General features: G+C 50.6%; 3 protein-coding genes. All 3 read right to left on the bottom strand.

Translation table 11 applies throughout. The features are described 5' to 3' along the window. A partial coding sequence (locus AC1DN5_RS18810) for a condensation domain-containing protein (RefSeq protein WP_476982773.1) occupies positions 1-1,822 on the bottom strand: 1,822 nt, incomplete at its 3' end. Positions 1,823-1,837: 15 nt separating this feature from the next. After that, positions 1,838-9,535: an amino acid adenylation domain-containing protein gene (locus AC1DN5_RS18815; RefSeq protein ID WP_366969304.1), complete on the bottom strand. Its 7,698-nt coding sequence runs from the start codon at positions 9,533-9,535 to the stop codon at positions 1,838-1,840. Between the two features lie 25 nt (positions 9,536-9,560). Then, positions 9,561-15,561, bottom strand: a 6,001-nt coding sequence (locus AC1DN5_RS18820; protein ID WP_476982774.1) for an amino acid adenylation domain-containing protein, incomplete at its 5' end; no start/stop codon positions are given.

The raw sequence follows: 15,561 nt of genomic DNA on the forward strand, positions 1-15,561 counted from the left end.
TATAAGCGAGCGAATCGGCATCCGCTTCTTCAGAGACAGCCCCTGTCTCCGCCTCACCTGTAAGGGCAGAAAGAGACACTTCTAGCGTCTCGCCGGAAAAACCGGGAACGGATAATCCCGACTGTTGAAGCAGGAGACAGGCGCCGCTGTCGTCGAGCATATAGCGCAGCCTGTCCTCCGGATATTCCGGATCAAGCGGCACGTAGGCGCCGCCTGCTTTTAACACGGCAAGCACTGAAATCACCATCTCCGGCGAGCGTTCAGCGAGCACGCCGACCATGCTTTCTTTGCGGACGCCTTTTTGGCGGAGCCGAAAAGCGAGCCTGTCGGTGTACCGGTCAAGCTCGGCGTACGTCAGCATACCGTCTGGGAAACGAAGCGCCGGACGATGCGGCGAAAGCGCAGCGCGGCGGGTAAACAGCCCGTGAAGCGTCGGAGCCGGCGGTTCAACCGCATCTGTCCGGTTAAACCCATCCACCATATTTCTGGCTTCACACGCATCCAGCAATGCGATCTCGGAGGCGCTCATTTCAGGGTCGGAAATGACTGATTTCATCATATGCCGTAAAAAGGTTTCAATCTTCTTCATAAAAACACGATCGTATATACCGGTATCAAAGTTTAAGCGGATATAAAGAGAACTTCCCGGAATCACCTTTACGCTGCATCCGTAGTTTGTGACTTCCTCCATCGTGAAATCCTCTACCGCAAAATCAAATGAACCGGCCTGACTCACATTTTCAATTTCACGCTGGGCCGGCACATTTTCAAACACGATAATGTGGTCAAACAGCGCTTGCTTCAGAGGGCTTTGCGCCTGAATGTCATACAGCGGATAATAGCTGTACGCTTCTGCTTGCAGCGTCTCCTGCTGTAAATGCCTGACGAGCTCCAGGAAGGAAAACGAACCGCTTTTTACCCGCACGGGAACCGTATTGATAAACAGCCCTACCATTTTTTCTACGCCCGCCAGATCCGACGGCCGGCCGGAAACGACAGAACCGAAAACGGCGTCTTCACAGCGGCTGACTCGCTGCAGCAAAATGCCCCACAGTGCCTGAAACACCGTATTCAGCGTTGCTCCCGCCCTTGCCGCAATGTTCTTCAGCTCATTTGTCTGCTCTTCAGAAATAGTGAAAACAGCCTGCTCAAGCTCGCCGTTTGGTTCGGCGGATTTTTTCGGAAGAGACGCCGTTTGCTCAAGATCGGCAAGTCTCGTACTCCAAAATGACTCGGCTTCTTTACGATCTTGCTTCATGAGCCATTTAATATACTTCCCATATGGCTGAACAGGCTCGAGAGACGGGAGGTGTCCGTCTCCGAGAGATTGATAGATCATCAGAAATTCCTTCATGACAATTCCGAAGCACCAGCCGTCCATGACGATATGATGGTGGCTCCAAATACAAACATAGCGTTCGGGCGCTTTTTTCAGAATGGAGACTCTCATGAGAGGGTCTGATTGCAAATCAAAGCCTTTATCTTTGTCTTCTTTACTGAACCGGTCGGCATACATGTCCTGCGCCTTCTCATCCAAATGAGAAATATCATGAAACTGAACGCGGCTCGGCCTGTTTTTTAACACGACTTGGCGGGGCTTAGCCACATTCTTATGAATAAACGTCGTACGGAAAATATCATATCGTTCAAAAACAGCATCTATACTTTTTTGGAATCGTTCCCGGTCAAGCTGTCCGCTGATCGTAAACACTGCTTGTTCGAAGTAGGCTCTTGAGTCATGATCCAAAAGAGAATGAAAAAGCATGCCCTCCTGCATAAAAGATAAAGGGTATATATCTTGTATTTCCGGTTGCTGCCCCATTGCGCCTCTCCTTTTCTATAGTTTGTTGACGGCTCCCATAATGTCACTCAGATCTTCCAGCGTTAACTCTTCATCACTGAAATCAGCAGCGCTCCATTCACGCTCCTCTTTGCCTGTGCAATGCGCGATGATCTGCTTGAGAAAAGTATGAAAATGCCCCGTCAAAACTTCAATCGTTTCCTTTTGATAATGAAAACGGTTATACACCACATTCAAGCTGAGACATTCCGATGATACGGAGCCGCTGATATCAAGTGTGTACGGACGTTCCCAGTCTGGGCTGACTTCATTTCCCGCTTTTACGGGAGAAACATCGAAGCCGGTTGAACGGATCTCCCGGTCAAACTGCCCCAAATAGTTAAAACTGATTTCAGGAGAATCAGATTCAGCCTCTTCCCAGAATTTGCTTATATATTTCAGCACACCGTATCCCGCTCCTTTATGCGGAATGCGGCGCATCATGTCTTTTGTCCGCTTAATGTGATAACCGAGACGCCCCCCGTCATCAGCCTGATCTTGAAAACTTGCGTCAACCAATACCGGATAAATTGACGTAAACCAGCCGATGGTTCTGCTGATATCAAGATGCTCCAGATGCTCTTCCCTTCCGTGGCCTTCCATGCTGATTTTGAATGTCTCGTTTCCGGTCCATCTGTTCAGCGCAAGGCTTAACGCCGCAAGCAATAATTCACCTGTCTCCGTTGTGTATGCCCTGTTTGCCTCCGTTAACAGCTGCTCAGTCTCCTGTTTTGTCAATGTAATGGTCATCACATCTGTATCTTTAAGGAGATTGGAAGAGATGCGGGCATCTTTCGGAAGCGGTTTGACTGCCGCTTCTTCTCTTTCAGACCAGTAATCTGCTTCCTGCAGCAGCCGGCGGCTTTTTGCATAATCAGAAATTTGCTTTGCATAAGTCTGATAGGAATCAGTTTTCGCCGGAAGAACGGCTTCTTTTCCAACAAGCGCCTGCCTGTAGCACGCGGTGAGATCTTCAAATAAAATCCGCCATGACACTCCGTCAATGACAAGGTGATGAATGGAAAGCAGCAGATGATCGCCATCTGCGGCGTGAAATAAACCGACAGCTACGAGCGGACCGGTCTCCAGCCGAATAGAAGTTTGAATACGGGCGGCCGCCTGTTCAATTGCGGCGTGCTCCTCTTGTAATGACCCTGTCCCTCTCACGTCAAGCGTCTCAAACGTAAAGAGTTCTTCTTCAGAAAGGTTCTCAGCTCTGTTATATTGCATCACCGATCCATTTTGCGTGCCGCATATCATCCGTAATGCGTCATGATGAACCGCCAGATGCGCCAGCGCTTTTCTCATGGCAGATTCATTGATTCTGTCCGCACTGCGGAGCATAACGGTCTGATTAAAATGATCATGCGGCAATGATTGTGACAAGAACCAGTGCTGGATCGGCGTCAACGGCACTTCGCCTGTGACGGGAGCCTGATCAATTACGCGGCGGACTTTCCGGAGCCGCATCGACACCTCTCCCAGTGTCTGATGCTCAAACAGCTCACGGACGGTCGTTTCGTAGCCCTGCTGCTTCAGCCTCGCACATACTTGCAGCGCTTTAATCGAATCTCCGCCGAGATGGAAGAAATGAGCATTGGGGCCAAGGCCTTCAACACCTAAGAGTTCCTCCCAAATGTCAGCCATCATTTCTTCAGTTTCATTCCTCAGACTGATATCATCTCCGGGATTTTCATTTAATTCAGGCTGCGGGAGCGCCTTCTCATCCAGCTTCCCATTCGCCGTCAGAGGCAGTTCATTAAGCTCTGTCAAGCGTGCGGGAATCATATATTCCGGCAGGAAAGCTCTGAGAGAGGCCTGAATCTCTGCTTCTTTTAACTTTTCGTTTCCGTGTAAGACGGCATAGGCGTAAATGGAGTGCTGACCGTGCTGATCAGCACGTGTGATCACGGCGGCCTCTTTCACGAAGGAAAGCTTCTGCAGCGCTGATTTAATTTCTCCCAGTTCAATTCTGTGGCCTCTGACTTTTACTTGCGCATCTTTCCGCCCGACATACTCCAGCTCGCCATTTGAGAGCCTTTTGGCGATATCGCCCGTCCGGTAGAGCCGCATACCGGAAACGTGCGGATTCGTGATGAAACGGGAGGCAGTTAAATCATCTCTATTTACGTATCCCCTCGCGACGCCTTCTCCGCCGATATAAAGCTCACCGGGAATTCCGATCGGCTGCGGATTCATATAGGCGTCCATGACAAAAGCATGAAGGGTTTCCAACGGTCTTCCGATATTGCTTTTATTTCTCTCGATATCTTCCATATTCAGTTTTTTGTATGTGACGTGAACCGTGGTTTCCGTAATGCCGTACATGTTCACAAGCTCTGTCTCCGGGTACTTCTCTTTCCAGCTTTTCAGCATGCCGGGCTGAAGCGCTTCTCCGCCGAAAATGACATATCGAAGCTTCAGCTTGTCCGTATGCCCGGCTTCTTCATGAATGAGTCCGGAAAAAGCGGTCGGCGTTTGGTTCAGCACCGTTACGCCTTCACTTAGCAGCAGCTGCCGGTACAAATGCGGATCACGGGCTGTTTCTTTCGGCACGATGACTACTTTTCCGCCGTATAAAAGCGCACCGAATATTTCCCAAACAGAAAAATCAAAGCAATAGGAATGAAACAGCGTCCAGACGTCTTCTGGCCCAAAATCAAACGGCAGCCCTTTATGTGTGATAAGGCTGATGACATTGCGGTGTTCCGTCATAACGCCTTTCGGTTTCCCTGTTGTGCCCGATGTGTAAATCACGTAAGCCGGCTGTTCAGGTGTTATCGTTTCTTTCGGATTGTCTGCTGAAAAAGATTCAGGCTTATCAATGTATAAAACCGGCAGACCGTCCATTCCGGAAATCCCAAGACCCGATTGCGTCAAAAGAACACGCGCGCCGCTGTCAGTCAGCATAAATGAAATCCGCTCGTCCGGATATTCAGGATCAATCGGCAGATACGCCCCTCCCGCTTTTAAAATACCGAGAATCCCAATCAGCATATCCGGAGATCGTTCAGTCATCATCCCGACAATCTGTCCTGAGCGGAGCCCGTTTTCTGAGAGCATATCGGCGATTCGATCCGCCTTCTCATTGAGCTCGCGGTAGGTGAGACGCTCATCGGCCATGACGGCTGCGATTTGATCCGGCGTTTTTTCCGCCTGTGTTTCAAATAAACTGACGATCGTTTCATGCCGCGGATACTCAGCCGTTTGATTATCAGCTTCCAGAAGCATCTGCCGCTCGTTTGTGTCCAGCAAATGAATGTCAGACAGCTTCCGATCGTAATCCGACGCGATTTGTCCTAAAAGCTCTTTAAAATGACCGGCCCACCGTTCGATCGTTTCTTTTTCAAACAATGCGGTACTGTATTCAAAATGAAAATCCAGGGCGCCATCCGGCCGTTCCTCAGCATGTAGCGTCAAGTCGAATTTTGAAATGTCATGCTTCACTGCATGTGCAGAAACGGATAAGCCCGGAAGATTCACTTTGAAATCATCACTGTTTTGCAGAACGAGCATGGCATCAAACAGCGGATTGCGATTGACTTCCCGAGGTGTATCAAGCTTTTGGGCGAGTTCTTCAAACGGGAATTCCTGATGTTCGGCTGCGCCGAGGGCGAGCATTTTCACCTCTTCTAAATAAGCGCGGAATGTCTTATCACCTTCCGGCCTGCTTCTCATGGCCACGGTGTTAACAAACATGCCGATAACCCCTTCAAGCTCCGCGCGGCTTCTGCCTGCCGCAGGTGAACCGACGACAACATCTTCCTGTCCGCTCAATTTAGACAGGAACAGGGAATAGCCTGCCAAAAGAATCATATACAGCGTGGAACCCGTCTCATCCATGAGCCGGCGCAAATTCTCCGCCGCTTCCTTTTGAAGACGTGTTCGAACCGCGGATCCGCTGAAATCAGGAAGCTGCGGGCGCTTTTTATCCAGCGGCAAATCAAGAACGGGAATGTTTTCCCCGATCGCATCCAGCCAATACCGCTCATGTTTTTTGAACTCTTCAGCGGCAGACCGGTCATGCTGCCAGACGGAAAAATCTTTGTACTGCAGTTTTAACGGCCGCAATTCCTTCCCTCTGTACAAATCCGTCAATTCCTGAATCAGAACGCTCATTGACACACCGTCTGCGATAAGATGGTGCATATCGAGCAACAGAAAATGGCGGTTTTCATTGACTTTGGCTAAAGTCACCCTCAAAAGAGGCGCTTTTTCCACGTCAAACGGCTTAACGAAAGTTTCCATCGTCTCGTTAAGAAGTGACTCGGACGGCATGTGAAGCTCTGTGAGTTCGAGATCCACATGTGAATGTATGTGCTGCATCGGCTCCCCGTTTCGTAACACAAATGATGTGCGTAACGCTTCATGCCTTTGCAGCAGCGCTGAAAAGGCTTCTTGCAGACGGTCCCGATTGAGCCTGCCGCTCAGTTCCAGACAAGCGGGCATATGATAGCCCGTGCTGTCCGCCGCAAGCTGGTGAAGGGCATAGAGCCTTTTTTGAGCAAAAGATAACGGGTACAAGTCCTTCGTCTTTGCAGGCGTGATTTCCGCATATTCTCCTCTTTTTTTCTGTTCAAGGAAGCGGGCCATGCTCTCAATGGTCGGATGTTCAAAGACATGGCGGACGGCAAGTTCAATTTGCAGCCGTTTATGTATGTTTGAAACAAGTGATGCGGCTTTCAGCGACTGTCCGCCGATTTGGAAGAAATCATCTCTCATACTGATGCGGTCCCGTTTCAGCACATCTTGCCAAATAGACAGCAGCTCAGTCTCAAGCATTGTGCGGGGCGCTTGATAATCACCGGTTCTCTCAGCTTCTTCCGGTTCAGGAAGCGCGGCTCTATCAAGTTTTCCGCTCGCAGACAGCGGCATTTCCGTCAGTTTGGTAAAGCTTCCCGGTATCATATAAGCAGGTAATGTCCCCGCCAATTCAGCGTGCGGATCAAATGTCACACCCGCGTTTTGCAGTACGACATAAGCTGCAAGCTCCTGATCTCCGTCCGCCGTTTTGCGCACGGTAACTGCCGCCTCTTTTACCCCGGACAGACTTCTGAGTGCCGTTTCGATTTCTCCTAATTCGATTCTGTAGCCTCTGACTTTCACCTGATCATCAAAACGCCCCATATATTCAATCGTTCCGTCCGGTAAAAACCGGGCTGCATCCCCCGTTCTGTACAGCCGTTCACCTTCACGAAACGGATGAGGGGTAAAGGCTTTATCCGTCAGCTCTTTTTGCTGAAAATATCCGTGTGCAAGACCTTTTCCTGAAATACACAGTTCACCGACGGCTCCGACCGGCTGCAGCTGGACACCGTGCATGATATAGACGGATGTATTGGAGATCGGGCGTCCGATCGTAATCCGGCTGCTTTTTTGCAGATTGCGCAGGATCGTCGCTGCCACACTGTTCTCCGTCGGGCCGTATTCATTCAGCAGCTCGGCATTCGGGCATATATTCCGGCTCGCTTCCACGATATCAGGGGTTGCCGCTTCCCCGGCAAATGTCACCGCCCGAAGCGTCTGTGCATCTTTTTTTGTCAGAGAATCAAGCAGGACGCGATAAAGGGACGGAACGATCAGAAGATGGCTTACCCCGTGGCGGGCAATTTTCTGTTTCATTGAAAGAACGTCTTTTGCATCGTCTTCATCAGTCAACAGTACACAAGCGCCGGACAGCAGCGGAGTGAAAAGACTTGTCAAAGAGCCGTCAAATACGTATGAAAAAAGATGAAGCGCTATGTCGCCTTCTGACATGCCGTATTCTTCACGCCGCCATTGCAATGTATTGCTGATCGCTTTGTGTTGTACAAGCACGCCTTTCGGACGGCCTGTCGTTCCCGAGGTGTAAATGACATACGCCCAATTTCCGCTGCAGGACACCGGCGGAAGCGGCCCGGTCTGCCGGGAAACCGTTTCCTCCAAGATGACGACGTTTCCCTTAAAATGCGGCGGAATGAGAGGAAGCAGGTCTTTTTCAGTCACGAGCAGTGAAGCTTCACTGTCTCTCAGCAAAAATGAGATCCGTTCAGGCGGATATTCCGCATCAATCGGCATATAAGCGCTGCCCGATTTCCAAATTCCGAGCAGAGCGGCGACCGTATTCATCGATCGGCGCAGCATAACAGCGGTAATCTGATCGGGACGGGCGCCTTTTTCCCTTAACGCATGCGCAATCTGATTCGCCCGCTGATTTAATTTCTTATAGCTCCAGCTTATCCCGTTATATCTCAACGCTTCCTGGTCGGGCGTTTTGGCAGCCTGTTCTTCAAAAAGCCCGTGAACGGTTGTCTCAGGATACGGACGGCTTGTGTCGTTAAACGAATGAATCAAGGCCTCTTCCTCCGGCGGCACGAGACTGATGCTTGATAAGAGCCTGTCCGGATCCTCTGTTACACAGGAGATGACCTCAAGAATATGCCCTTTGATCCGTTTCATGTCCTCCCGATCATAAATGTCAGCATTGTAGCTGAATTTCACATAAAACTCTTCCCCCGGAACGATGACGACGTTGAGATCATAGTTCGTTTCTTCCGCCATCGAAAAGTTTTCAAGAGAGAGCGCATGGCTTTCAGTCTGCTGCCAGCCGTTTACCGCAGCCTGCATCTGAACCGGATAATTTTCAAAGACAAGGATATGGTTCAAGAGATCTTTTTGCAGACCGCTCTCGTTTTGAATGTCATAAAGCGGATAATAGCTATGCTCTTCCGCTGCGAGTGAATCTTTTTGCACTGCTTTAACAAGCGATGCAAAAGTCATATCCTTAGCTGCGCGCACCCTCACCGGAACGGTATTGATAAACAGCCCGGCCATGGATTCAATGCCGCTGATAGCTGACGGCCTGCCGGAAACAACCGAACCGAAGACCGCATCTTCAGTCCCGTTGTAACGATGGAGAAGCAGGCCCCAAATGCCCGTAAATATAGTATTCAGCGTGACCCCGATGCCCCGGGCTATGTCTGTCAGTTTTTGTACGGTTTCAGGCTCAAGGGAAAATTGAAAATGCTCAGATGTATAACCGTTTTGCGCCGGTTTATTCTTCGTTTGCGGAACAGAAACGGTTTCTCCGTAATCTTTCAAATAGCCGGACCAGAACGCTGACGTTTCTTCTTTATTCCGGCTTCGTAGCCATTTGATATAAGTGCTGTAAGGATTCGGACTGCCGAGGTTTACAGGCCGCCCGTTCCGGATCGAATAATACATGCTGAAGAAATCTTTCAGCACAATGCCCAGGCTCCAGCCGTCCATCATAATGTGATGGTGAGTCCAAACGCATGTATGGCGGTTTTTTCCCGTATGAAAAAGAGCAAGGCGCATTAAGGGGCCTTTTTGCAGATCAAACCCCTTATGCCGGTCGTTTTCCTTAAATTCGTCAATGATGCTTTGCTGCTGTTCTTCCGAATAATCTGAAATGTCTTCAGTCCGTACGGCAGTGTCACGGCGCGAAAGGACTACCTGCTGCGGCCCTTCAAGGTCAGGTACTTCTTTTATGAAAATTGTTCTGAAAATATCATAGCGGCTGACAAGCATATCAAGGCTTTTTTGAAATGTATCAACGCATAAATCTCCGCTGACCGTAAATGAAATCTGCTCGACATATGCGTTTGATCCGGAATCCAGAAGCGAATGAAACAGCATGCCTTCCTGCATATATGATAAAGGGTAAATATCTTGAATTTCTGTCGCTTGTGTCACGAATGCCACACACCTTTTTATGAAATTAAAGTCCTTTTACGAGATCTTCAATGCTTGATAGTGCTTGAGCGGTCAATTCCTTATGGCTGTAATCAGTCAATGTTTTTTCCCGCTCTTTCTTGCCAGAACAGTGGGCGATGATGTCCTCAAGACGAGTTTGGAAACGATTCATGAAAGACTCGACTGCCCCCGGTGCAAATACGCCGGTATAAACGGCTTTTACCTCCAGACGTCCGTCCGCCGTCATCGCGTTAATATCCAGGTCAAACTCGCGGATGCGCCCGGCCGCTATATCATGCTGCGGCTTAAATGGCGACATCTTCAGTCCTCCCTCAAGACCGTCAAACGCACCGAGATAGTTAAAGCTTATTTCTGGGTCTTTATAAAGAATGTTTCGCGAATATCTCAGCAGCCCGTAGCCGGTTCCGTAATGAGGAACCCGTCTCATCATGTCTTTTACTGTCTTTATACGGTGAGCGGTTTTTTCGCCTGAGCCGTCCGGCACTCTCATATCTAAGAGCACGGGATAAACAGATGTAAACCAGCCTGCCGTTCTCGAAATATCAATGTCAGGCATATGTCCCTGGCGTCCGTGTCCTTCAGTGCTGATAAGCATCCGTTCAGAACCCGTCCACTCATGAAGCGCCATTCCAAGCGCCGTTAAAAGCAATTCATGAACATCCGTGCCGTATGCCTGCTGTGTTTCTAAAAGCAGCTGTTTTGTGAGCTCCCTGCTTAATATCCACGATGCCGTGCGCGCGTTTTCCTGCATCCGTCCGGCATTTCCATCATTTATTTTCGGCAGCGGCGCTGTTTCAAAAGACATCACACTGTCCCAGTACGCGGCTTCTTCAAGCAGCGCTTTGCTTTTGGATATGTCAAAAAGTTGTTCGGCATATGTGATATAAGAATCGCTTTTCGGCGGCAGTTTGATTTGTCGGCCTTCTAATGCCTGCTGATAAGCTGTCTGCAGATCTTCAAGCAATATTCTCCACGACACGCCGTCCGTGATAAGGTGATGAATCGTGATCAGCAGATGGTCGGCTTCTTTCAGCCGGAACACTCCGAGATGAAACAGAGGCCCTTGATCAAGGCGCATGGCCTGCTGTATTTCTTTTTCCTCGGCGGCTATCCGTTTTTCCGGCTGTGTTTCTTCTGAAAGATCTATGACGTTAAGTGTAAAGATTTCTTCATGCTGCTCTGTGATTCCGCGGTTATATTGAACAACTTCCCCATGCTCATTTTCAGTGAATGTCATTCGCAGCGCATCGTGATGTTCTGTCAGCGAGCGAACCGCCTGAGACAAAGCATTTATTTGGAATCTCTCTTCACTGCACAGCATGACTGATTGGTTATAATGAAGATCAAAAGCACCCGGTTCCTCAAAAAATCTCTTCTGGATCGGTGTCAGCGGTGCGCTTCCTTCTATCGGCCCCTGATCAGCCATTGCAACAGCCGGCGTGAGGTGCTTCGCGAGTTCTGCAATCGTCGGGAACTGAAACAAATCGCGGATCGACATGTTCCAGCCTTCTCCCGCGAGTCGGGCTGACACTTGAAGCGCCTTAATGGAATCTCCCCCAAGCTCAAAGAAAGAGTGATGAATGCCTGCTTTCTGAATATGAAGCACATCTTCCCAAATTCGGCATAACAACGCCTGTTTTTCATCGCCGGGCGCGACAAATGCCTGTGATGAATGTATCTCTTCTGCCGGCAGAGCCGATTTATCAAGCTTGCCGTTCAGTGTCAGGGGCATGCTGTCTAAACCGATAATATGAGACGGCATCATATAAGCAGGAAGCTCCTGCATGAGAAACTCGCGAAGTGATGAGATGTCAGCTGTTTTAGGTACGATGTACGCCGCTAATCTGCCCTGTCCTTCGGCATCTTTCATCACGGTAACAGCCGCTTCTTTGACTTGATCGTGTTTCAAAAGCACACTTTCAATTTCTCCCGTCTCAATTCTGTATCCTCTGATTTTTACCTGCTTATCAATCCGCCCTTGAAAACGAAGAGTGCCATCCGGCAGCCAGCAGGCTTGATCTCCTGTTCTGTAAAGTATTTCTCCCGTTTGTAACGGGTCGCTGAATGCGCCCTTTGTCAGCTCCGGCTGTCCCCAATATCCTTTGGCGACGCCGGTGCCTCCGATATACAGCTCTCCGAAAACGCCGATTGGCTGAACCTGTTTGTCTTTGTTTAAGACGTACATTTGCACATTCGGAAGCGGAACACCGATCGGCACATCATCTTCCCGCGGCTTTTCGCTCATTTTGGCTTCATAATACGAAGAATCAATTGTCGCTTCTGTTACACCGTAGCTGTTTATGATCCGCATGTCTTCTCCGAAACGCTTATGAAGCGTATAAAAATCTTTCGCTTTGATCATATCTGAGCCCAGTACCAGTACTTTTACACTTTGCAGTGCTAGGTTCCGGCGATATATATATTCCATAAACGGAACAATCAGCGCGGGTGTCGACTCCATAAATGTGATACGGTGCTGATCAATGAGCTGATAAAGCTGTTTCGGCTCAAGCCGGACGTCATCCGGACAAATAACAAGCGTCCCTCCATTTAGCAAGGCGCGGGCAAGATCTCCTGAAAAAACATCAAATGAGAAACTCGCCATCTGCAGCACCTTGACCGGTATACGGTCAAGCTCATAAATGCTGCGCCATGCAAGTGCTGCATGGGTAAAGCTGCGATTTCTGACTTCGACTCCCTTCGGCGTTCCCGTCGTTCCCGAAGTATATATGATATAAGCAGTATCATCCGGAGACACTGATGAATGAATATTCTCCGCACAAATATCGTATTGATCTTCATGATCAAGCTGAATGAGCAACAAATTGTGATCCGCGAGCTGTGAAGCAAGCTCTTTGTATTCAGACTGCACCAACAAGACGGATGCCGCGCTGTCCTTTAATAAATAGCGAATCCGTTCCTTAGGATAATGTGAATCAATGGGGATATACGCCCCTCCCGATTTCATGACGGCAAGAACACTGACGATCGCTTCAATCGAACGATTTGCCAATATAGCTGCTCTTTTTCCCGGACCGAATCCATTTTTGTGTAATGTTCGTGCAAGCCGATTTGCCCGCTCATTAAGCTGCGAATAGCTGATCTGTTGTGTTCCTTCAATGACGGCCGTCTGATGAGGCGTTTCTGCTGCTTTCGCTTCAAATAGCTGATGGAACAGTTTGTTTTTTTCCGAGAACTCGGTTTGTGTATTATTAAATTCAGTCAGTATCTTTTGCTTTTCCTCTTCTGTCAACATATCAGCTTTTGAGAGTGTGACTTCCGGTTCGGCGGCAACATGGCGCAAGAGATTCAATAAGTGGCCCATCCAGCGTTCAATCGTTTCTTTCATAAAAAGCTCGGTGCTGAATTCCATCTCAAAGCGGATGTTTCCGTCGGATTCAGCCGCTGATAAGGTCAGGTCAAAACTTGATACATCATGTTCGGTATGCTCTGATCGTGATGCCTTCAGCCCGGCCAGATTTATCTCCTCTCGCTCCATATTCTGAAGAATAAACATCGCATCAAACAGCGGATTGCGGCTCATGTCCCGCTGCACGCCGAGCCGTTCCACAAGCTCTTCAAACGGGTAGTCCTGATGTTCATACGCTTCAAGCGCCGCCTGGCGGACTTCCGCCAAGTAATCGGTAAACCGTTTGTCTCCTTTCGGCTCCGTTCTGATGGCGAGTGTGTTGACGAACATGCCGAGAATCGGTTCAAGGTCTTTATGCGGGCGCCCGGCAATCGGCGACCCGACGATGATGTCTTCCTGTCCGCTCAACCGCGCGAGCAGCGTATTGTACGCGGCGAGAAGCACCATATACAAAGTGGAGCCGTGATCGCGGGCGATGCGGTGAAGACCGGATGCCGTTTCAGCATCAAGCGTGCACGAGACGTTCCCACCCGCAAAGCTTCTGACGGCCGGGCGGGGCTTGTCAGCCGGAAGCTCAAGCACCGGAAGCTCACCTTCAAGCCGCTTCAGCCAGTAGGTTTCCTGCTTCTGATATCCTTCCTTTTCCTGAAATGCCCGCTGCCAGACGGCATAGTCTTTATATTGAAGACGCATCGGCGCAAGCGAGCGGCCGGCATACAGCTCGCCGAATTCTTTAATCAAGGTGTTGACGGACACACCGTCGGAAATAATGTGATGCATATCCGTTAATAAAAGATGGCGTTCGTCCGATTCTTTCACGAGGGCCGCGCGGAAGAGGGGCGCTTCCTCCAGACAAAACGGCCGGACGAATGCGTCAGCTGAATCGGCCTCATCCAGCTGAAACATCACGCTGTCATGGATGCGCTGCATCGGTTCGCCGTCATGCCCCGTTTCAAAGGACGTTCTGAGCGACTCATGCCGCTCGACAAGCTGCCGGAACGTCTCCTCCAGCCGGCCGCGGTCAAGCGGGCCCGTCAGTTCCAGCACTGCCGGCATATTGTAGCCGACACCGCCGTCTTCAAGCTGCTGGAGCACATACATCCGTTTCTGCGCTGAAGACACCGGATAAGTRTCCTGTGTTTTCGCCGGCTGAATCGCTTCATACGGGCTCTCTTCGAGGTCCTGAATGACCKWAGCGAGCTCTTCCACCGTCGGCCGGGCGAAGATGTCCTGTAACGGCACCTGAACGCCGAATTCCTTGGCGATGCGGGAGACGAGAGCCGTCGCTTTTAACGAATGGCCGCCCCGCTCAAAAAAGTGATCCCGGATGCCGACGGGGCCGTTTTTCAGCACCTCTTCCCAAAGGGCGCAAAGCTTCATTTCCGTGACGTTCCGCGGTGCGGTGTACGCCTGTCTGCCTGCCGCTCCGTCAGGAGCCGGCAGCGCGCGGCGGTCAAGCTTTCCGCTCGGTGTGACCGGCCACTCGCTCATCTCAATAAACTGAGCCGGCATCATGTAGGCCGGAAGGCGTGTCGCAAGTTCTGCCCGCACGTCATCGCTTTCCCGTCCTTCGATATAGGCGTAAAGCGCGGTCTCGCCGTGTTCGGTCCGGGCAGTGACCGCCGCCTCACGAATGCCGTCAATGCGACGGATCGCCGTTTCGATTTCCCCCGGTTCAATCCGGTAGCCGCGAACTTTCACCTGTCCGTCTGACCGGCCAAGCCATTCGACAAGCCCGTCTTCTGTCCAGCGTGCGATATCACCCGTCTGATACATGCGCTCTCCCGGATAAAACGGATCATCGAGAAAACGCTCTGCCGTCAGTTCAGGCCGGTTCCAATAGCCCCGGGCCACCCCTGTCCCCGCAATGTACAGCTCTCCGGCAACGCCCGCAGGCTGAACGGTTCCCCCGCCGTCTAACACATAAAGACGGGCACCCGGAACGGGTTTTCCGATCGGAAGCCTTGTCCGTCCGCTGTCCCGTTTTCGGTCACAGACGTAAAACGCCGCATCAACCGTCGCTTCTGTCGGCCCGTAGCCGTGAATGAGCACGGTCTCCGGCAGAAGATCGGCAAACCGGGAAGCCGTAAGCGGTGAAAGAGCTTCCCCTCCGGCAAACACRCGTGTCAAGGTTTTGCCGAGGCGGATTCTTGTTTCCTCAGGCTCTGTTTCCAGCGCATCTAAAAAGCTGTTGAYCATCGCCGGAATAAAATGCGCGGTCGTCACCTTTTCCGAGGCAAACGCTTCAATCATCCGYGCGGGATCTTTCTCCCATCCGGACGGAAGCAGATACACGGAGGCGCCGGACATCGTCCACCAAAACAATTGCCAGATGGAAGCGTCGAAGGAAAAGGATGATTTCAGCACGATCATATCCTCYTCCGTTAACGGAAACTGCCCTTGCATCCCGGATAAAAAGGCGGCGGCCTGACGGTGTTCAACAGCCACCCCCTTCGGTGTTCCCGTCGAACCGGACGTGTAAATGATATAAGCGAGCGAATCGGCATCCGCTTCTTCAGAGACAGCCCCTGTCTCCGYCTCACCTGTAAGGGCAGAAAGAGACACTTCTAGCGTCTCGCCGGAAAAACCGGGAACGGATAATCCCGACTGTTGAAGCAGGAGACAGGCGCCGCTG

Source organism: Bacillus sp. 01N42_2, from assembly GCF_056399565.1.